Origin of the sequence: Pseudomonas taiwanensis (assembly GCF_013393345.1) — a bacterium.
Classification (GTDB): Bacteria; Pseudomonadota; Gammaproteobacteria; order Pseudomonadales; family Pseudomonadaceae; genus Metapseudomonas; species Metapseudomonas resinovorans_C.
The window spans coordinates 17,944-37,888 of sequence record NZ_QJRF01000074.1; the positions used below are offsets into that span (position 1 = coordinate 17,944).

The 19,945-nt window shown below is 64.3% G+C and carries 15 protein-coding genes; 2 read left to right on the forward strand and 13 right to left on the reverse strand.

Features of this window, described 5'->3' with window-relative positions:
- Positions 1 to 39: 39 nt before the first annotated feature.
- Genes DM872_RS30750 through DM872_RS25315 form a run of 4 tightly spaced genes read right to left on the reverse strand, consistent with a single transcriptional unit; the run spans position 40 to position 8,945 of the window.
- Entirely contained in the window at positions 40 to 5,748 is a 5,709-nt protein-coding gene (locus DM872_RS30750) for an EAL domain-containing protein (protein WP_179061986.1), read from the reverse strand.
- Positions 5,749 to 5,794: 46 nt separating this feature from the next.
- Positions 5,795 to 6,331: a response regulator gene (locus tag DM872_RS25305; protein WP_179061987.1), complete on the reverse strand. Its 537-nt coding sequence runs from the start codon at positions 6,329 to 6,331 to the stop codon at positions 5,795 to 5,797.
- Positions 6,328 to 7,674 (reverse strand): HD domain-containing phosphohydrolase, encoded by a 1,347-nt coding sequence (locus DM872_RS25310; RefSeq protein WP_179061988.1) that lies wholly within the window; start codon positions 7,672 to 7,674, stop codon positions 6,328 to 6,330. The genes DM872_RS25305 and DM872_RS25310 overlap by 4 nt, the downstream gene beginning before the upstream one ends.
- A complete protein-coding gene (locus tag DM872_RS25315) occupies positions 7,671 to 8,945 on the reverse strand; it encodes an ATP-binding protein (RefSeq protein ID WP_179061989.1) in 1,275 nt (424 codons plus the stop codon). The genes DM872_RS25310 and DM872_RS25315 overlap by 4 nt, the downstream gene beginning before the upstream one ends.
- A 168-nt stretch (positions 8,946 to 9,113) precedes the next feature.
- Between DM872_RS25315 and DM872_RS25320 the strand changes: the two genes are divergently transcribed.
- Entirely contained in the window at positions 9,114 to 9,815 is a 702-nt protein-coding gene (locus tag DM872_RS25320; RefSeq protein ID WP_179061990.1) for a DUF6901 family protein, read from the forward strand.
- A gap of 220 nt (positions 9,816 to 10,035) precedes the next feature.
- Here DM872_RS25320 and DM872_RS25325 read toward each other — a convergent pair whose 3' ends face one another.
- The 3 genes from DM872_RS25325 to fnr form a co-directional block, all read right to left on the reverse strand.
- Entirely contained in the window at positions 10,036 to 10,872 is an 837-nt protein-coding gene (locus DM872_RS25325; protein ID WP_179061991.1) for a metal-dependent hydrolase, read from the reverse strand.
- Positions 10,873 to 11,116: 244 nt separating this feature from the next.
- The gene (locus tag DM872_RS25330; RefSeq protein ID WP_028630914.1) at positions 11,117 to 11,665 is read right to left on the reverse strand and encodes an adenine phosphoribosyltransferase; all 549 of its coding nucleotides are present in this window, start codon (positions 11,663 to 11,665) and stop codon (positions 11,117 to 11,119) included.
- Between the two features lie 66 nt (positions 11,666 to 11,731).
- Complete coding sequence (gene fnr / locus DM872_RS25335; RefSeq protein WP_077523547.1) at positions 11,732 to 12,466, reverse strand: fumarate/nitrate reduction transcriptional regulator Fnr; 735 nt, start codon at positions 12,464 to 12,466, stop codon at positions 11,732 to 11,734.
- Between the two features lie 147 nt (positions 12,467 to 12,613).
- Here fnr and DM872_RS25340 point away from each other — a divergent pair, with 147 nt between their 5' ends.
- On the forward strand, positions 12,614 to 13,063 hold the full coding sequence (locus DM872_RS25340; RefSeq protein ID WP_256873475.1) for a hypothetical protein: 450 nt from the start codon (positions 12,614 to 12,616) through the stop codon (positions 13,061 to 13,063).
- Positions 13,064 to 13,067: 4 nt separating this feature from the next.
- Here DM872_RS25340 and hemN read toward each other — a convergent pair whose 3' ends face one another.
- From hemN to ccoG, 6 genes are all read right to left on the reverse strand, one after another.
- The gene (gene hemN / locus DM872_RS25345; protein WP_179061992.1) at positions 13,068 to 14,450 is read right to left on the reverse strand and encodes an oxygen-independent coproporphyrinogen III oxidase; all 1,383 of its coding nucleotides are present in this window, start codon (positions 14,448 to 14,450) and stop codon (positions 13,068 to 13,070) included.
- 81 nt (positions 14,451 to 14,531) lie between these two features.
- Complete coding sequence (locus tag DM872_RS25350) at positions 14,532 to 15,272, reverse strand: sulfite exporter TauE/SafE family protein (protein ID WP_179061993.1); 741 nt, start codon at positions 15,270 to 15,272, stop codon at positions 14,532 to 14,534.
- Complete coding sequence (gene ccoS, locus DM872_RS25355) at positions 15,265 to 15,486, reverse strand: cbb3-type cytochrome oxidase assembly protein CcoS (protein WP_179061994.1); 222 nt, start codon at positions 15,484 to 15,486, stop codon at positions 15,265 to 15,267. Before ccoS ends, DM872_RS25350 begins: the two co-directional genes overlap by 8 nt.
- A gap of 27 nt (positions 15,487 to 15,513) precedes the next feature.
- Positions 15,514 to 17,913, reverse strand: coding sequence for a heavy metal translocating P-type ATPase (locus DM872_RS25360; protein ID WP_179061995.1), 2,400 nt, complete (start codon positions 17,911 to 17,913; stop codon positions 15,514 to 15,516).
- A 4-nt stretch (positions 17,914 to 17,917) separates the two neighbouring features.
- Positions 17,918 to 18,415, reverse strand: a complete 498-nt coding sequence (locus DM872_RS25365; protein WP_179061996.1) for a FixH family protein — start codon at positions 18,413 to 18,415, stop codon at positions 17,918 to 17,920.
- 14 nt (positions 18,416 to 18,429) lie between these two features.
- Positions 18,430 to 19,845 (reverse strand): cytochrome c oxidase accessory protein CcoG, encoded by a 1,416-nt coding sequence (gene ccoG / locus DM872_RS25370; protein ID WP_179061997.1) that lies wholly within the window; start codon positions 19,843 to 19,845, stop codon positions 18,430 to 18,432.
- Positions 19,846 to 19,945: the final 100 nt, after the last annotated feature.

Consider the following 19,945-nt stretch of genomic DNA (forward strand, 5'->3'; position numbering starts at 1 on the left):
GGCCTGCTTGGCGAATGAATTCGCCCCCACAAGAGTCCGTCACTCCTCGTTCTGCTCCACCGTCGCGCTCTCCTCCTTGGCCTTGGCCAGGCTGTGGTGCAGGAACGCCTGGGCGATCACGGCGCGGAGCTGGTCGTCGTCCCAGGGTTTGGTGAGGAATTTGTAGATGGCGCCCTGGTTGATGGCGTCAGTGACAGACTTCAGGTCGGTGTAGCCGGACAGCACGATGCGAATGGTGTCGGGGTAGAGGTCCTTGACCCGGCTGAGGAACTCGGTGCCGTTCATTTCCGGCATGCGCTGGTCGGAAAGGATTACCTGGATGTCGTGCTTGGCCAGTTGCGCGAAGGCGTCCTGGGCGCGGGTGGCGGTGAGTATCTGGTAGCCGTCGCGGCGTAGCACGCGGGTCAGTGCGCGGAGGATGTTTTCCTCGTCGTCCAGCAGCAGCAAGGTCTGCGTGTTGCTGGTGCCGGAGCGGGTATCCAGATAGGACGCCGGGCTCTTGTGGTGTTCGTGGAGGAACTGGTCGAGCTGCTCGAAGGGCATGGGGCGGGCGAAGTAGTAGCCCTGGAACTCGTCGCAGTGGCTCTTCTTCAGGAAGGCGAATTGGGACTCGCTTTCCACCCCTTCTGCGATCACCCGCAGGCGCAGGTGGTGAGCCATGGAGATGATGCCCTGGGTGATGGCCGCATCGTGCCGGTCACTGATGATCTCCTGGACGAAGGCGCGGTCGATCTTCACTTTGTCGATGGGCAGGCGCTTGAGGTAATTGAGGCTGGAGAAGCCGGTGCCGAAATCGTCGATCGACAGGCGCACGCCCAGGGCCTTGAGCGCCTGCAGCGTGGCGATGGCGCGCTCGGCGTTGTCCAGCAGCACGGTTTCGGTGATCTCCAGCTCCAGCAGTTCGGCCGGCAAGCGGGTTTCTTCGAGGACGCGCCGCACGCTGTCGACGAAGATGTTGCGCTGGAAGTGCACGGCCGAGATGTTCACCGCTACCACCGTGCCGGTCATGCCCCGGTCCAGCAGTTCGCGGCAGTCGCGGCAGGCGGTGGCGAGCACCCATTCGCTCAGGGGAATGATCTGTCCGGTGTCTTCGGCCACCGGTACGAACTGCGACGGCGAGATGAAGCCAAGCAGCGGGTGCTGCCAGCGCAGCAGGGCTTCGTAACCGGTGACGCGGCCATTCCGGCCGTCGATCTGCGGCTGGTAGTAGAGCATGAAGGCATTGGCTTCCAGGGCCTTCTGCAACTCGTTGCGCAGGGTCACGCGTTCGCTGACCTTCTGTTCCAGGTCGGTGGTGTACCACTGGTAGCAGTTGCGCCCCTGCTGCTTGGCCTTGTACATCGCCAGGTCCGCCTGCTGGATCAGTTGCATAGGCTGCTGCATGCCTTTCTCGCTCACGGCAATACCCAGGCTGGCAGTGATGTGGATCTCGCTGCCGGCGATGGGGTAGGGGCGGGCGATGCAGTCGATGACCCGCTCGGCCACTTGCAGCACGTCTTCCTCGCGGGCCAGGTCCGGCAGGATGAGGATGAATTCGTCGCCACCCAGGCGCGCCACGGTGTCGCCGGGGCGAACCTGCTGGGTCAGCCGCCGGGCCACTTCCACCAGTATCTGGTCGCCAATGCCGTGGCCCATGGAGTCGTTGATCGGCTTGAAGCCATCCAGGTCGATGAACATCACCGCCAGCTTGCGCTGGTAGCGCTGGCTGATCTGGCAGCCCTGGCGCAGGCGGTCTTCCAGCAGGGAGCGGTTGGGCAGGCCGGTGAGCACGTCATGGCTGGCGTTATAGGCCAGTTCGGACTCCACCCGCTTCTGTTCGGAGATGTCGTTCTGCACGCCGATGAAGTGGGTGATCTCGCCATGCTCGTCGGGCACGGGGGCGATATAGAGGTCGTTCCAGAAGGGCGTGCCGTCCTTGCGGAAGTTGCGCAGCACCACGTGGACTTCACGCTTCTCCGCCAGCGCGTGGCGGATCTCGGCGATGCCGGCCTGCTCGTGGTCCGCGCCCTGGAGGAAGCGGCAGTTGCGCCCCATGGCCTCGGCTGCGGTGTAGCCGGTGATGCGTTCGAAGGCGGGGTTGACGTAAACCACAGGCAGGTTTTCGTCGGTGGCATCGCAGATCATCGCGCCGTTGTAGCTGGCCTCGATGCTGCGCTGGAGGATTCGCAGCTGTTTCTCAGACTCCTTGGCGCGGCTGATGTCGCGGAAGGCGATGACCCAGCCGCCGAGGGTTTGCGCGTGCAGGAGCGGTGCGCAGTCGTAGGCGATATGGCGCTCGCCGCCCAGGCTGACTTCGCCATGGCGGCCGCTGGTGGCCGGGGCGCTGTAGAGGTCCAGTGGCAGGTGATCGATCAGGGCCTGGCCGAGCAGGACCTCGGGGCGCTGGCCGAGCAGGTCGGCGGCGGCCGGGTTGACGAAGTTCAGCCGCCCTTGGCGATCCACCGCCAGCAGGCCCTCGCCGACGCTGTTGGTGATGGCCGAGGTGAAGTCCAGTTGCTCCTGCAGGCGTTGTTCGCCGGAAAGTACCTGTTGTACCAGGCGAATGTTTTCCAGCGCCGCCACGGCCATCTGGGCGAATTGCTGGGCAATCGCCAGGTCGTCCTGGTTGAAGTCGCCGTCGTACTTGTCGGACAGCTGGATCAGGCCCAGATGGCGGCCACCGTGGTCGATCAGCGGCACCGCCAGCCAGCCCTGCAATGGCAGCTGGCCGCTGCCCGCATCGCCAGCCGTATCCAGCTCGGCCCGCGTCAGCAGCACCGGCTGATTGCCGACGCAGGTCCGGGCATAGAGCGCGACGCCTTCGGCGGGCAGCTGCGGCGTTTGCCAGGCCTGGTACTTGGGCGATAGCGAGAAGGCGCCCGGACCCTGGCCGTCGCCGAGGTCGATCAAGGACTGGTGGGCGCCCACCAGCAGACGCAGCTGCTCGCACATGAAATCCAGCAGGGTGCGAGTGTCGAGGATGCCGCCGATGCGCAGCGCGGTGTCGCTCAGGCCGTGCAGGAGCAACGCCTTGCGCTCCGACTGGACCAGGGTGTCCTGCAGGGCGCGGGTCATGCGGTTGCGTTCGCCGATGTTCTTGGCAATGCCGAATACCCCGACGATCTGCCCTTCGACGACGATGGGCAGGTGAGTGATGTCCAGCTCCAGCAAGCCGCCTGCGCGGTCGTGGCAGCGCACCTCGAAGCGCTGTGCCTTGCCCTTCAGGGCGGCACGGAAATGCTCGCGGACGTGTTCGACGTCGGCGTCGAGCACCAGCCGGGAAAACGACTCGCCGAGCAGGTCTTGGGCCTTGAAGTCGATCAACTCGCAACCCGCCTGGTTGAGGCTGAGGAAGCGGCCGTTGCGGTCGAGGGAGAACACCGGGTCGGGGTTGAAGATGAACAGGGAGCGGTAGCGCTGCTCGCTTTCCAGGAGCCGCAGGCGATCGTTCTGGCGCTCGATGGCGATGGCCGCGAGCTGGCCGGCGGTGCCGATGAGCTGCAGGGATTCGTCGTCCGGGGAGCAGGGCTGGCGCAGGTAGACGGCGAAGGTGCCGAGCACGTCGCCATGGTGGGAGATCAGCGGGATCGCCCAGCAGGCGCGCAGTCCATGGCGCAGCGCCTGGTCGCGATGCTCGTGCCAGAGCGGGTCTTCGCTGATGTCTTCACTGACCACCATCTGCCGGCGGAATACAGCGGTTCCGCAGGCGCCCGCCAGGGGGCCGATGGACTGCCCGTCGAGGGCCTGGTTGAAGGCATCCGGCAGGCTCGGCGCGGCGCCCTGGCGCAGGCGGTTCTGATCGCCGTCCACGAGGTGGACCGAGCACAGGGCGGCGGGGTCGAGGGTCTCGCTCATCAGGCAGATGGCCTTGAGGATTTCCGCCAGCGGCTGATCGGTGGAAATCATGCTGAGGATGTCGCGCTGGTCCTCGGCATAGGCTTCGTGACGCACCAGGCCGGTGATGTCGTGGGCGACGGCGAACAGGGTGCGCTCGCTTTCGGACCAGCCAGCGGACCAGAGCAGGTGCACCACGCTGCCGTCCTTGCGCTTGCAGCGGTTGCGCACGGCGTCCCAGGACTCGCCCTGGATGATGGCCTCGATCTCGCCGCGGGTGCGCTCGCGGTCTTCGCTGAGGATGAAGTCGGTGTAGGGACGGCCGATCATTTCCTCGGGCCGGTAACCCAGCACGCTGTGGCAGGAGGGGCTGACCTGGGTGAAGCGCTCGGAGGCGTCGATGGAGCAGAGCACATCCATGGAGTGATCCATGATCCGCTGGTTCTGCGTTTGCAGGCGGGCCTGATGCTGCAGGCTCAGCTCCAGTTCGCGGTTGCTTTCGCGCAGGCGCTGGCTGCGTTCGATGGCCAGCCGGGAAAAGCTCTGGCTGACCATCAACAGGAAGGTGAAGCCCAGGCCGAACAGCATGAACAGCGGTGGCAGGTAGACCGAGGCGTAATCGCTGCGAGGCAGGGCCTGGTAGGTGCGCATGTGCCAGCGTCCTTCCGGGCCGAGGTCGGTGAACTTCTGGCCCACCGGGAACAGGCTGCGGCCATCGCGACCGACGCCGGATTCGTAGATGCGCCTGGGGCCCTCGAAGACTTCCAGGACGAAGCCATCCAGCTCCCGTCCCAGCTGGCGGTCCAGGGTGGCGCTGATGTCCAGGCTGGCCACCAGCAGCGCCTTGGGCTGGCCGTCGATGTGCAGGGGCGTGGCGACCAGGCTGCTGTTGTCGGTGGCGCTGAAGCTCTGCGCCGGACTCATCTGTGCGGCCGTGGCCTGGCGTACCTGGTGCAGCCAGTCGCGCAGTTCGGACTGGGCGAGGAAGCGCGCCAGCCAGTCGTCCGCCAAGCGGCTGCGACCCTGTTGCAGGATCGGTTTTAGGTCGGCATCGAGTACCGCGATCAGGTTGATGTTGGGGAAGTCCCGCAGGTAGCTGTCGGCTTCCTGTTGCCAGAGCCTGGCAGGTGGCATCCCTTCCAGGCTCTGCCAACGCTCGGCCATGCGCTGGACGAGCTGCCGGCGCACGGTAACGGTGTTCTCGATGGTGGATTGGGCGCGCAGCAGCAGCTGATGACTGTGGGCGTTGAGGGTGGAAACTTCGTTCAGGCTGAGGAGGAACCAGCCGATGCAGGTGGCCAGCGCGCCCAGGATTCCGGTGGCCATGGCTCGACGGTTAAGCAGGCTGGGCTGGTCCTGGGGCAGCGCGCAGAGCATCAGTACGGCGCTGCCGAGCAGGGCGATGAGGAGGTTGGTGACGTGCCCGGTTTCCGGGCGGAAGGCGAAGCGTGGCAGGTCGTTGCCAGCGCCCAGCAGCGACAGTTCCGACAGCAGGGCCAGGCCGACAAGGGCGATGCCGCACAGCTGACTGAGCCAGCGGCCGCCCTGGCGCGTGACGGCCAGGAGCATCGCCAGGCCGAACAGGCAGGCGACGATCGCCAGCTCGCTGCGAATCCGCCAGTAGCCGCTGATCAGCGAGCGGCCCTGGTCACTGCCACCGGACAGGACGTTGTGACCGAGGCTGTAGCCGGCCAGGGTGATCAGCACCAGGCCCGCCAGCCACGAGGATCGACGCCAGGCGCGGGTGGCACCCAATAGGGCGCTGCCGGCGAACAGGGTGATCAGCGCGCTGTCGGGCAACAGGACCAGTTCGTAGCGTGCCGGATGCTTCATGCCGGCGAAGGCGACCAGGCTGATGACGCCCAGGGCGAGCAGGGCAAAGGCCAGGCAGTGCAGGTAGGCCTGGTAGCCGAGATTGCGGTTGTGCTTGGCCATGGGGGCGTGCCGTTCCGGTGGCAGGGACGATACTGGCTGACCGGACTCAGTCGTCCAGGTCGTAGTCTTCGAGCAGCACGGCGCCATCGGCATCGCGGCGCACGCGCGTCAGCCCGGGGTGCTCGCTTTCCAGACGCAGCAGCTCTCGATGCTGGCGCTCGAGGGTATTCCGCTGGCCTCGAACCTGTTCCAGCAGGCGGTGGTTCTCGTCGCGCAACAGGAAGAGGTCGACGGCGGCTTGCAGGGCGCTTTCGATGTCGTAGTTCTCCCAGGGTTTGGGGAGGAAGCGATAGACCTCGGCACGGTTGATCGCCTGCATCAGCGTGGTGCGGTCGCCATGGGCGCTGAGCAGCATGCGCAGGGCATCGGGCTGGCGCTGGCGGGCGAACTGCAGGTAGGTCAGTCCGTCCAGTTGCGGCATGTTGAGGTCGCAGATGATGGCGGCGTACTGGTGTTCGGCCAGCGCCGACAATGCGGTTTCGGGATTGTCGAAAGCGTGCAGGACCCAGCCCTGCGGTCGCAACAGGCGTTGCAGGGCGCTGAGGATATGCGGTTCGTCGTCCACCAGCTGGATCTTGATCATCGTGGCTGCTCCTTTGCCGGGGTCCCGTCTGCTTCCGGCAGGCGGACGTGAAGGGTGTAGCGCGTGCCTTCGCTGGACTCGAAGGCGATGAGCTTGTCGATCAGGGCACGGCTGAGCTGTTTGCCCGCATTGAGCAGCAGCATGCCGCTGTCGGCCTGGAGGTTGCGGGCCAGCACCATGCCGGGTTCCAGGCGGCGCGTGTCCACCGCGAGGATGCCGGGATCGGCCTCCAACAGGTCCGGCGCATGAAGGGTGCAGAAGTCGATGAATTGCCGGCAGAGGGTCGGGTCGTAGAGGCGTCCGGCGTAACGGGCGAGCAGTTGCAGGGCTTCCGGTCGGGGCATCGGGCGCTGCAGCACCAGTCCGCACTGCAGTTCGACGAAATCCACCGCCAGCTTGAGCAGGCGGGAACCGTAGGGAATCTCTTCGCCGTGCAGTTGATCGGGGAAGCCGGTGCCGTTCCAGCGCTCCTGATGGTGGCGAATCAGCCGACCGGCGTCGTGCAGTGGCTCCAGCGCCATGATCAGGCTTTCACCCAGCTGCGGGTAGCGGCAGTAGCGCTCCCGCTCTTCGCGGTGCAGCAGGTCGCTGGGCCGGTTGAGCAGGTGGTCGTCCCAGGTCAGCTTGCCGAGGTTGTAGAGGGCGGCGGCCATGGCCAGGTCACGGGTGTCCGCCTCCGGTAACTGAAACTCGTTGGCGAAGGCGCGCACCAGGGCGATGACCTGGGCGTTGCATTGCTTGTCGCCGGGCAGGCGCTGGGTGAGCAGGGAGGAAAAGACTTCGGTGGCGGTCACGTAGCTGTGCCGCAGTTCGTCGTAGGCCAGGTCGAGCATGTCGGCGGTCTGCTGCAACTCGGCAGTACGGTCGCGGACCCGCTGTTCCAGGCTGGCGTTCAGTTCCTGCAGGCGCTGGTTCTGTTCCAGGGTGAGGCTTTCCAGGCGCCGGTGCTCGCGTTCGGCGTGCTGGTGGGCGAGGGCCTGGCGCAGGGTGAAACGCAGTTCGTCGTCATTCCAGGGCTTGCCGAGGTAGCGGTAGATCTGCCCCTGGTTGATGGCGCGGATGCTGGTGTCCAGATCGGTGGCGCCGGTGAGCATCAGCCGCAGCGTACCCGGCCAGCGCTTCTGCACTTCTGCAAGCAGGGCGGGCCCATCGAGTCCGGGCATGCGGGCGTCGGAAACCACCAGGTCGACCTCGTTCGCCGCCAGCAGGCCGAGGGCCTCCATACCGCCGTTGGCGGTGAGCAGCTCGTAGGGTTCGCCTCGCAGGACGCGTCGCAGGGCGCTGAGGATGTGTTCCTCGTCATCCACCAGCAGCAGGGTGGGGCGGCGCTGGGCTTCACTCATGCCTGCACCCCGCCGGGTTGGGGTTGCTGCCGGGGCAGCCAGACGCGGAAGCGCGTGCCGTGGCTGGGCTGGCTCACCACTTCGATGCGGCCGCTGTGTTTCTGCACGATGTTGTAGGAAAGTGCGAGGCCCAGCCCCGTGCCTTTACCCACCGGCTTGGTGGTGAAGAAGGGCTCGTAGATACGGTTGAGAATGGCGGGGTCGATGCCCTTGCCGTTGTCTTCCACTTCCAGCCAGACCCAGTCGCCCTGCCGGCCGCTGCGCAGGGTGATACGACCGAAGCCCTCGATGGCGTGGGCAGCATTGATCAGCAGGTTCATCACCACCTGGTTGATCTGCGAAGGAATGCATTCCACCAGCGGCAGTTCGCCGTATTCGCGGACCACTTCGGCCTTGTACTTGAGTTCGTTGTTGACCAGGTTGAGGGTGCTGTCGAAGCCCTTGTGCAGGTCGGCGGCGCGGAACGCCTCCTCTTCGATGTGGGAGAAGTCCTTGAGGGCGGTGATGATTTTCTTGACCCGCTCGATGCCGTCCTCGGATTCGTGGATCAGGGCTTCGACATCGTTGCGGATGTAGTCGTATTCCAGGCTGCGCTTGAGCTGTTGGAGCTCTTCCAGGCTACCGACGCCGTCCACTGCGTCGACGATGCGCAACAGGTCGTTGACGTAGCCGGTGAGGGTCTTGAGGTTGGAAAACACGTAGCCGATCGGGTTGTTGATCTCGTGGGCTACGCCGGCGGCCAACTGGCCGATGGCGGCGAGCTTCTCTGACTGCAGCAGTTGGGCGTTGGCCTTTTCCAGCTTGTGCACCAATTGCTCCTGTTCCAGCTGCTTGCTGCCCAGGGCATTGAGCGCGGCGGCCAGCTGTTCGTTGGAGCGGGCGAATTCAGTGGTGTCGTAGAGCAGCAGGCCCAGGCAGCGTTCGCCGCCGTAGTCGAAGGGAAACAGCAGGGTGCTCTGCAGGCGCAGCGGAGTGACCTGGCCTTCAGGGCTGTAGGGGAGCTGGATCAGATAGGGATCTTCGCGCCAATGGGTGTAGGCGTGCAGGCCCTGGTCGCGGGCTCTGGCCACCATCTTGCCGAGGCGCGGCGTTTCCGTTTCCGGGAAGACCGTGGTCAGCGGTTGTCGCAGGGCCTGGGCCAGGACTTTTCCGCTGCGCTGGCTGACGAAGTCGTTCCAGTGAAGGATGCGAAGTTCCCGGTCGAGGATGATGACACCCACCTCGATCTGTTCAACCAGGGCTCCGGCAAGGTCAAAAGGGCTGCTTTCCATGATGTCGCCCGCTTTTTTCGCTGTGGAACGGTTGGCAGGGTTGAATTCTGGCGCTTGTCCGACTTTGTTGTACGAAGTGTATGACAGATTTCAGGCGTCTGAATCCTGTCGGTGATTGCGCCTTGATGGCGCCAGGGAATCCTTTCAACTGGAAAGCAAGGTTAGACCATGGGGCTGGAGCCAAGGGCTGAGGCACAGGTTCGCTACGAGTTCGGTTTCCCCGACGGCCGCCTGTGGGTGCATGAGGTGGACCTGGCGGGTCAGGGCGCAAGCTCAGACGACCTGCCGGACTGGGCCCGGCTGGGCTTCCGGCAGTGCAGTCACTGCCCGCTGAGCGTCACGGAGGTGCATCACTGCCCCTTCGCGCGGGCGCTGGCGCGGCCGGTTGCGGTGCTGGCGCATTCACCGTCCTACGAGGAAGTGCGGGTGGCCGTGTTCTGGCGGGGACGCGAAATTCGCCAGCAGACCACCTTGCAACGTGCGCTCGGCTCGCTGCTCGGGCTGCTCGGGGCGACCAGCGGTTGCCCGCATACGCGAATGTTGCGGGCGATGGCCTGGTTCCATTGGCCGTTCAGCAATTCGGCGGAGACGCTTTATCGCGCCCTGGGCACCTATTTGCTGGGCCAGCACCTGCGCAGGCAGCGTGGCCTGGAGCCGGACTGGGACATGGACGGTTTGCGCGAGCAGTACCGCAACCTGCGCCTGGTCAACCTGGGAATGGCTGGACGCCTGCGCGCGGCCGCGGAGGAGGATTCCAGTCTCAACGGGTTGATCCTGCTGGACCTGCTGGCGGCCGACACCCTGTATTCGCTGGATAGCTACGAAGGGGAGCTGGACGGGTTCTTCGCGGAGTATTTCGAGGAGGGGTGAAGCGTTACCTAATTGGGCCTGAGAAATTTTTTGAATTTGGAAAACCACGTCCTGAGGGCGTGGCCGTGAGTCACCGGATCTGCCTGTGACGATCGAGATTGCTGATTGTCAGGATGAAGTCGGAGTATCTGTAGGAGCGAGCTTGCTCGCGAACAGTCCGCGCGCGATCTTTCGCGAGCAAGCTCGCTCCTACAAGTCGGTGGCCTGCCCAGTTGGACGGTCAGCCATTGAAGCCCAGGCGCGCCTTCCAGCGCGTTTCCAGTGCCTTGGTTTCGTGGTCAAGGGGGTGGAATCCGGGACGGTAGTAGTCCAGGTACGGCTTGATCATCTTCGGGAAGTAGCCGTTGCGCGGACCCAGGAGGGTCTTCAGGCCAAGGGCCCAGCTGCGCCAGTTGAACAGCTGGCCATCCTTGCGCATCAGGTGGACCTGGAAGGTCATGATCACGCCGAAGAACAGGAAGGTCGTCAGTGCCATGGTGATGGTACGGATCAGGTAGCCGCCGCCGATCGCGTTGTAGGCGTCGTAGCAGACCGCCTTGTGCTCGTTTTCCTCGATGGCGTGCCACATCCACAGCTTGTACATCTTGGGGTCGTCCATCTGGGTGTTGATGTCTTCCCGACGCAGCAGTTGCTCGGCCATGGTGGCGGTGAAGTGTTCCAGGGCACAGGTGGCGGCCAGGCGCTGCTTCCGGGTGGTGATGCGGGTGACCCACTCCAGCAGCACCTTGATGCGCAGTTCCAGCTTCTCCAGGTCAATGCCGTGCTCGGCGGCGTAGTCGTTGTAGGTCGCGTGCTCCTTGGAGTGCATGGCTTCCTGGCCGATGAAGGCGCTGATGTCCTTCTGCAGCTGCGGGTCGCTGACCTGGTCACGTACGGCGCGCACGCTGTCGACGAAGAACTTCTCGCCATACGGGAAGAGCGAGGAGAGGTTGTTCATGAAGTGCGTCATGAAGGGATCGCCACTCCACCAGTACTTCTGCGTCGACGCGAAGCTGAAGTCCATGCGGCGAACAGGGAAGTTGGCCTTGGGCAGGGGGGCACTGGCGCTGGCTGTCATGCGGGAATCCTCTCGGGCTCTGCGAGCCGTCCATTTGTTGTTATCGGTGGGCACGGCAACCGTGCCATCAGTCGATGTAACTATTGAGGATCGAGAGAGCAGGCGCGAGGGCCTGGGCGCCAACTTTCGGCGGGTGATTGCGGCGGGGTGTGGGGCGAGGAGTAACGCCAGCCGGAAGCGATGTAACCCGCGACGGCTGGCTGTGCTTCGGTTGGGGCCCGGCGGCGCAGGCCCCTATGCCCGATCAGCGTTCGTCGAGGGCGAAGGCGGTGAGGGCGAACGTGGGGATGCCGGCGTCGGCGAGGCGCTCGGAGCCGCCCAGTTCGGGCAGGTCGATGATGGCGGCGGCCTCGAACACGCTGGCGCCCATGCGCCGTACCAGACGGGTAGCGGCCAGCAGGGTACCGCCGGTGGCGATCAGGTCATCGAAGATCAGCACCTTGTCGCCGTCGCACAGGCTGTCGCTGTGCACTTCGAGGAAGGCTTCGCCGTATTCGGTCTGGTAGGGCTCGGAAAGCACGTCGGCCGGGAGCTTGCCCTGCTTGCGGAAAAGCACCAGCGGCTTGTTGAGTTCGTAGGCGATGATCGAACCGATCAGGAAACCGCGGGCGTCCATCGCACCGATGTGGCTGAAGTCGGCTTCGACGTAGCGTTGGATGAAGCTGTCGGCCACCAGGCGCAGGGCCCGGGGGGACTGGAACAGCGGGGTGATGTCACGGAACACGACGCCGGGCTTGGGGAAGTCCGGGACTGGGCGGATCAGTGTCTTGATGGAGAAGTCGTCGAAGATCATCAATGGTGCCTGGAGAAAAGGGCGGGTGGAACGGGCGGGCCCAACCGAATGGCGGGCCCCCAAGGATCAGCTTTCGATGGTCCCGCCAGCCATGGCGCAGAGTTCGATTGGGTCGAGGATGTGCACTTCCTTGCCCTCGGCGGAGATCAGGTTCGCCTGCTGGAAACGGGTGAAGACGCGGGAAACGGTTTCGACCGCGAGTCCCAGGTAGTTGCCGATTTCGTTGCGCGACATGGCCAGGCGGAACTGGTTGGCGGAGAAACCGCGAGCGCGGAAACGGGCCGAGAGGTTGACCAGGAAGGTGGCGATGCGTTCGTCGGCGGTCTTCTTCGATAACAGCAGCATCATCTGCTGGTCGTCGCGGATTTCGCGGCTCATCACACGCATCAACTGGCGGCGCAGCTGTGGCAGCTGGACCGAGAGTTCATCGAGGCGCTCGAAGGGAATTTCGCACACCGAGGTGGTTTCCAGTGCCTGGGCGGAAACCGGGTAGAGCTCCGTGTCCATGCCGGAGAGGCCGACCAGCTCGCTGGGCAGGTGGAAACCGGTGATCTGTTCTTCGCCGGTGTCGGTCACGGTGAAGGTCTTCAGCGCACCGGAGCGCACGGCGAATACGGAGCCGAACGCATCGCCCTGTCGGAACAGGAGCTCACCTTTCTTCAGAGGACGGCCGCGCTTGACGATTTCGTCCAGCGAATCCATGTCTTCCATGTTGAGCGACAGCGGCAGGCAGAGCGCGGCCAGGCTGCAATCCTTGCAGTGGGCCTGGGGAAGGTTGCGCACCTTGATGATTTCGGACATGAGCTATTCCTTGCAGAGCAAACACACATAGCCCGTAAGGTTAACGCAGGGTGCGGACAACGGCCAGAAAAGCCTGGCTGACTCGCCGTTCAAGATTGCTCGACGGCCGCCGATAACAGGGCTGAGTTTCGGGCAAGGAGTGGCCTTATGTTGCGCTTGGAGACCAATAGCCCCCTGTATCGAGTGGGTGAGGCAGTGCGGCGACGGGTCGCACGTGAGGAAGACGCCCCGGTAGACCTCGATGCCGTGCGTCAGGGAATCCGTGTCAGCCTTTCCGAACTGGGTAAGACGCGTGCTGCCCAGAAGAACGACGACATCGATCAGAGCAATCTGCCCGATGGCATCAAGGAGTTGTTGAAGCTGATCCGCGCGCTCAAGGCTCAGATTGCCGAGCGGCAGGCCGAGCTCGAGGCGATCGCGGCTGATCAGAACCTGGAGGAGGATACCCGCTTGCAGCGCCTGGAAGCGCTGCGCGGCGAACTGGCTTCCCTGCAAGGCGCGTTGAGCAGCGCCAACCTCAATCTGGCCAAGGCGATTCGCGATGCCGGCCTCAGCGATGAGCAGTCGCTGGAAGTCGGCAAGTTGCTGAGCGCCTGACCTCTCAAATCACCCGTGAGAAACGCTGCTGGTTGTGATCGGCCAGGTAAAGGTCGAAGAGCATGCAGAGGGAGCGAACCAGCAAGCGGCCGGCTGGCAGCACGTCGATACGGCTATCGCTGAGATCGATCAAGCGATCCTGGTGCATTTGCTGCAGTTGCGGCCAGATTTCCGCGAAATAGCCGCGAAACTCGATATTGAAGCGGGCTTCGATGCTGGCGAAGTCCAGCTCGAAATTGCAGATCAACTGTTGGATCACTGCACGCCGGATTCGATCGTCTTCGTCGCACAATAAGCCGCGATTGGTGGCGAGCAGGTTTTGCTCCAACGCTTCCTGATAGTCGTTGAGTTGCACCATGTTCTGGCAATAGAGGTCGCCAACCTGGCTGATGGCGGAAACGCCAAGGCCAATCAGGTCGCAGTGGCCGTGGGTGGTGTAGCCCTGGAAATTACGTTGCAGGCGGCCGTCTTCCTGGGCGATGGCCAGTTCATCGTCGGGCAGGGCGAAGTGATCCATGCCGATGTAGCGATATCCGGCAGCACTCAGTTGTTCGGTGCTGCGTTGCAGCATTTCCAGCTTCTGTACGGGGCTGGGCAGGTCTTCGCTGCGGATGCGCCGTTGCGGCATGAAGCGATCCGGCAAATGGGCGTAGTTGAATACCGAGAGCCGATCCGGTTGCAGGGCGATCACTTCGTTCACGGTGCGGGCGAAGCTCTCCGGGGTCTGCTTGGGCAGGCCATAGATCAGGTCGAGATTCAGCGAACGGTACTGCAAGGTGCGCGCGGCTTCGACGATCGCACGGGTCTCTTCAAGGCTTTGCAGGCGGTTGACGGCACGTTGCACGGCGGGATCGAGGTCTTGCACGCCGAGGCTGACGCGGTTGAAGCCCAGTTCGCGGAGCAAGCCCATGGTGGACCAGTCGGCTTCGCGCGGGTCGATCTCGATGCCGTAGTCGCCGGAGTCGTCATCCAGCAGGTTGAAGTGCTTGCGCAGATGGCCCATGAGTCGACGCAGTTCGTCATGGCTCAGGAAGGTGGGAGTGCCGCCGCCAAAGTGCAGTTGCTCGACCTTCTGTTGTGGGTCGAGGTGGCACGCGATGAGTTCGATTTCCCGCTCCAGGCGCTCGAGATAAGGCAGAGCGCGGCCGCGGTCCTTGGTGATGACCTTGTTGCAGGCGCAGTAGTAGCAGATGTTCGCGCAGAACGGCACGTGCACGTAAATCGACAGGGGGCGACGAGCCTTGCGGCTGTCGCGCAGGGCATGGAGAAGGTCGAAGGAGCCCACCTTGTGGTTGAACTGAACGGCAGTGGGGTAGGAGGTGTAGCGGGGTCCTGGAGTGTCGTAGCGGCGGATCAGGCCCGCGTCCCAGCGAATATTGTCGAGCATGCGGGAGTCCCCGGTTCGGCTGTCTGTGCCAGGGAGTCTATGGGGCCACCACCAGGGCCATCTTGATTTGTATCAAACCGTTTAAGGGCTGTGGGTGCCGTGCTGGTGCTCGCTGCTGGCGGCACTGCTGCCATGGTCACCGTGGCCCATCAGCCAGGCCTGGTGTGGCCCGGGCAGGGTCCACAGGCCGAAGAGAATCACCAGCAGTCCGCCTGTGACGCGGACGCCGCGATTGCGCAGCAGCGCGGTCAGGCGTTCGGCAGCGAGGCCAGTGGCAATCAGCACGGGAAGGGTACCGAGGCCGAAGGCCAGCATCAGCAGGGCACTATCCGCCGCCGATCCCTGGCTGGCGGACCAGAGCAGGGTGCTGTAGACCAGGCCGCAGGGCAGCCAGCCCCAGAGCCCGCCCAGCAACAAGGCGCGAGGCAGGCTGGATACCGGCAGCAGCTTGCGTGCTACCGGCTGGATATGGCGCCAGAGCCCCCGTCCCAGGGCCTCGATACGCGTCAGGCCGCTCCACCAGCCAGCCAGATAGAGTCCCATGCAAACCAGGAGCAACGCGGCCACGATCCGCAGGGCCATGGCTGCCGGGCTGCTGGAAACCGCCCACCCGGCCAGGCCGATGAGCAAGCCGGCAAAGGTGTAGCTGAGGATGCGTCCAAGATTGTAGGCCAGCAGCAGGCGCAAGCGACGGGCGCGTTGTTCAGGCGGAATGGCGAGTGTGAGGGCGCCCATCAGGCCGCCGCACATGCCGAGGCAATGACCGCCACCCAGCAGGCCGAGGATAAGCGCGGAGAGCACGAGGGGAGCGAGTTCAGCCACGGGGCTTGTCCTGCTCGTCCTTTTTGTCTTTCTCCGTGCCCTCGGCTTCGGCTATGCCGGCCTGGTGTTTGGGGTCCTCGTCATCGAAGAGGATGCTGTGGGCCGGGCCGTCGAGGTCGTCGTACTGGCCGCTGTCCACTGCCCAGAAGAACAGCCAGATGGCGAAACCGACCAGGCCGATGGCGACCGGGATCAGTATGTATAGCGCTGGCATCAGGGACTCCGATTGAATAGTCGTAGGTCAGGTGCGGGCCAGGCGCAGGGCGTTTACCACCACCAGCAGCGAGCTGACCGACATGCCGAAGGCCGCCCAGAGGGGAGTGATCCAGCCGAGGGCGGCGAAGGGCAGCACCAGGCCATTGTACAAGGTCGCCCAGGCCAGGTTCTCGACGATGATGCGACGGGTCCGACGAGCCAGGGCGAATGCCTGCACCAGGCTGTCGAGTCGGTTGGAAAGCAGCACGGCGTCCGCGCTGGTCTTGGCCAGGTCGGTAGCGCTGCCCATGGCGACGCTGATGTCGGCTCCGGCCAGGACTGGCACGTCGTTGACCCCGTCACCCAGCATCAGCACCTTGTGGCCCTGTTGATGGAGTTGACGCAGGACTTCCAGCTTGGCATCTGGCGTCAGGCCGCCACGGGCATCGTCTATCCCCAATTGCTGGGCGATGCCGCTCACCATGGGCGAGCTGTCGCCGGACAGCAGCAGGATCTTCCAGCCGCGTGCGCGGCAGGCATCCAGCAGGGCGGGGGCATCGTCCCGCAGACGATCGTCGAGGACGAACCAGGCCAGCAGCCCCTGTTCATCACCCAGCAGTAGCCACTGACCCTGGTCGCCGGGGATATCGGGTGCCGTCATGGCGCAGAGCTCGGCGACGAAGCTGGGTTGGCCAATTCGCAGGCGTCGTTCGCCAACACGACCCTCCAGCCCACGACCGGGCACACTTTCCACTAGCTCGGCTGCTTGCGGTGCTCGGCCGAAAGCACGGGCGATGGGGTGTTCCGAACGGTTCTCGAGGGCCGCGGCCAGCCCCAGGCAGGTATCGCGATCCAGCGCTCCGAGCGGGTGGATGGCGCTCAGGGTCAAGCGGCCCTCGGTCAGCGTGCCGGTTTTGTCGAAGATCACCGTGTCGATCTGCTTCAGACCCTCCAGGACGTGGCCACGGGTCAGTAGCAGGCCGAGTTTGTGCAGGCTCCCCGTAGCGGTGGTGAGGGCGGTCGGGGTGGCCAGCGCGAGGGCGCAGGGACAGGTAGCCACCAGCAGCGAAAGCACGACCCAGAAGGCGCGATCCGGATCGATCTCCCACCAGGCGATGCCGACGATGGCGGCTGCCGCGAGAATGAAGATCAGGAACCACTGGGCGACTTTGTCGGCCACCTCGGCCAGGCGAGGCTTGTCCGCCTGGGCGCGTTCCAGCAGGCGGACGATGGCCGAGAGGCGGGTATCGTCCCCCAGGGCCTGGACCGCGATGGTGAGCGGGCCTTCGACGTTCAGGGTGCCGGCGGTTACGGCGTCGCCTTGACTGCGCGGATGAGGCAGGTATTCGCCGGTGAGCAGGGATTCGTCGACGCTGGACTGGCCGGACAGGATCTGGCCATCGGCTGGCAGCAGAGAGCCCGGAGGAACCAGGACGTGATCGCCGATCTTCAGTTCGCTGAGGAGGATGCGCTCGCTATGACCTTTCTCGTCCAGGCGGAGGCAGGAGGCTGGCAGCAGGTTGACCAGTTGCGCGGTGGCCGCAGCGGTGCGCTCCCGGGCGCGGCGTTCCAGGTAGCGGCCCGCCAGCAGGAACAGGGCAAACATGCCGACGGCGTCGAAATACAGCTCGCCGATACCGGTCACTGTGGACCAGATGCCTGCGACGTAGGCACCACCGATGGCCAGGGAGACTGAAACGTCCATGGTCAGGTGGCGGGTGCGCAGGTCGCGCAGGGCTCCGCGGAAGAACTGGCCGCAGCAATAAAAGACGATGGGCGTGGTCAGGAACAGGCTGACCCAGCGCAGGATGGTGTCCAGCTCGGGCGACAGGTCGATATTGAATTCCGGCCAGGTCGCCATCGCGGCCATCATCACCTGCATCCAGAGCAGGCCGGCGACACCGAGCTGGCGCATGGCGCGACGGTTTTCGCTGGCGAGGCGTTCGGCAGCCTCGTCGGCCTTGTAGGGATGGCCGGCGTAACCGATCTTGCGCAGCTCCTTGAGCAACTGGCTCAGTGGCAGCTGGCTGTCGTACCAGCGCACCTGCAGGCGATGGTTGGACAGGTTGAGGCTGGCCTCGGCAACGGCCCCCAGCGCCTTGAGGTGCTTCTCGATCAGCCAGCCGCAGGCGGCGCAGTTGATGCCTTCGATCAGCAGGCAGGTCTCGCTGAGGTCCCCCTGGTGCTGCACGAAAGGTTGTTGCACTTCGGTGCGATCGTAGAGGGCCAGCTCATCGGGTAGCTCGCGGGGCAGGGCGTCGGGATTAGGAGCGGTGTCGCTGCGGTGATGGTAGTAGCTCTCCAGACCGCCAGCGACGATGGCTTCGGCCACCGCCTGGCATCCCGGACAGCACATGGCCCGCGTCTCTCCCAGCACGCGGGCCTCGAAACGGCTGCCGGCCGGAACCGGCAAACCACAGTGGTAGCAGGGAAGCGGTGCACTCATGCGCTTATTCGCCGAGGCGGATAACGCTGCCCTTGTCGAGGGTTTCTTCCTCGAACAGACGCCAATCCTGCCCCTGCTCCTGGCCGATCAACTCGACGAAGCGACGTCCGCTGACCGGGTCCTGAAGATGGCCACGGTATTGGCCGTCAGCCTGGGGCTGCAACACGACGCGGCGATCCTTCTCCGGCTGGGTAGGGGAGAGCAGGCTCAGTACCAGTTGCTGCGGACGGCTTTTTCCCACGAGCTGCAGTGCAACTTCGCCACTGCTCTCGTCGAGCTGCAGGCTGGCCTGCATGCCGAGCTGCTTGGCCAGGTTTTCGCGCTCCAACGAGGTGTTGATGCCCTTGCCGACTTCGTAATAGTTGTCGGAAACCAGGCTCGGCGGGTTACGGGTGGCGATCACCAGCATGGTGGTGCCGAGCACCACCGATGTGCCGAGGATGGCGAGGATGAACCAGGGCCAGGGCTGCTTGTACCAGGGGCTGGGAGTATCGGACTGCATGGGTCTTCCGTTTGCTAGCGGACGCTTGGGCCGATGAAGCGGCTGTCGGCGTCGGTCTTGATGCTGGGGTCGTCCGCGCTATGGACGCGGAAGAGGATCTTGTTGGTGCTGGAAGGCAACTGGTCGGGCTCGATGGACAGTTCCACCGGTACCGAAAGCACTTCGCCAGCGTCAGCGCGGACTTCGCGCTTGCCTTCGTAGACCAGGCCGTCGAGGCCTTCGGCGTCGATGACGAAGGTCTGGTCGACCTGGGCCTTGTTCATGATCTTCAGGGTATAGACGTTCTCGATCCGCCCCTGCTCGTTTTCGCGGAACAGTACGCGGTCCTTGATCACGTCCAGTTCAACCAGGGAGCGGATGGCTACGGCGTAGGCGAAAAGGCCGATCATGGCGACGAGGGCGATAGCGTAACCGATCAGGCGCGGGCGCATCAGATGGGTTTTCTGACCGTTCAGGTTGTGCTCGGTCGTGTAGCTGATCAGCCCTTTCGGGTAGTTCATCTTTTCCATGATGCTGTCGCAGGCGTCGATGCAGGCGGCGCAGCCGATGCACTCGATCTGCAGCCCGTCACGGATATCGATACCGGTGGGGCAGACCTGGACACACATGGTGCAGTCGATGCAGTCACCCAGGCCCTGGGCCTTGTAGTCGAGCCCCTTCTTGCGCGGACCACGGGATTCGCCGCGGCGCGGATCATAGGAGACGATCAGGGTGTCCTTGTCGAACATCACGCTCTGGAAGCGCGCGTAGGGGCACATGTAGATGCACACCTGCTCGCGCAGCCAGCCGGCGTTGCCGTAGGTGGCGAGGGTGAAGAACGCGACCCAGAAATAGGCCCAGCCGCTGGCAGAGCCGGTGAAGAAGTCGATGACCAGATCGCGGACGGGGGTGAAGTAGCCGACGAAGGTCATGCCGGTGGCGAAGCCGATCAACAGCCAGAGGCCGTGTTTTGCGGATTTGCGCAGGGCTTTCTGGCCGCTCATGGGGGCCTTGTCGAGCTTCATGCGCTGGTTGCGGTCACCCTCGGTGACTTTCTCGCACCACATGAAGATCCAGGTCCAGACGCTCTGGGGGCACGTGTAGCCGCACCAGACGCGTCCAGCGAATACGGTGATGAAGAACAGGCCGAAGGCGCAGATGATCAGCAGCCAGGAGAGAAGGACGAAATCCTGGGGCCAGAAGGTGGCGCCGAAGATGTAGAACTTCCGCTCGGGGAGGTTCCACCAGACAGCCTGGCGATCGTTCCAGCTGAGCCAGACGGTGCCGAAGTAGAGCAGGAAGAGAAAGGCGCCGCCGGCCATTCGCAGGTTGCGAAACAGCCCGGTGAAGGCTCGGGTGTAGATCTTTTCGCGGCTGGCGTACAGGTCGGTGGTTTCACCGCCCTTGGCCGGGGGAGGGGTGACGTTCTTGACGGGAATCTGTTCGCTCATCGTTCTCATACCACGGCGGTTGTCGGCGCTCTGACCAGTACGTTGCCGGTCTGAGTCTTTCTATCCGCTATATATGGTACGCCTGATAGCGGCCTGCCAT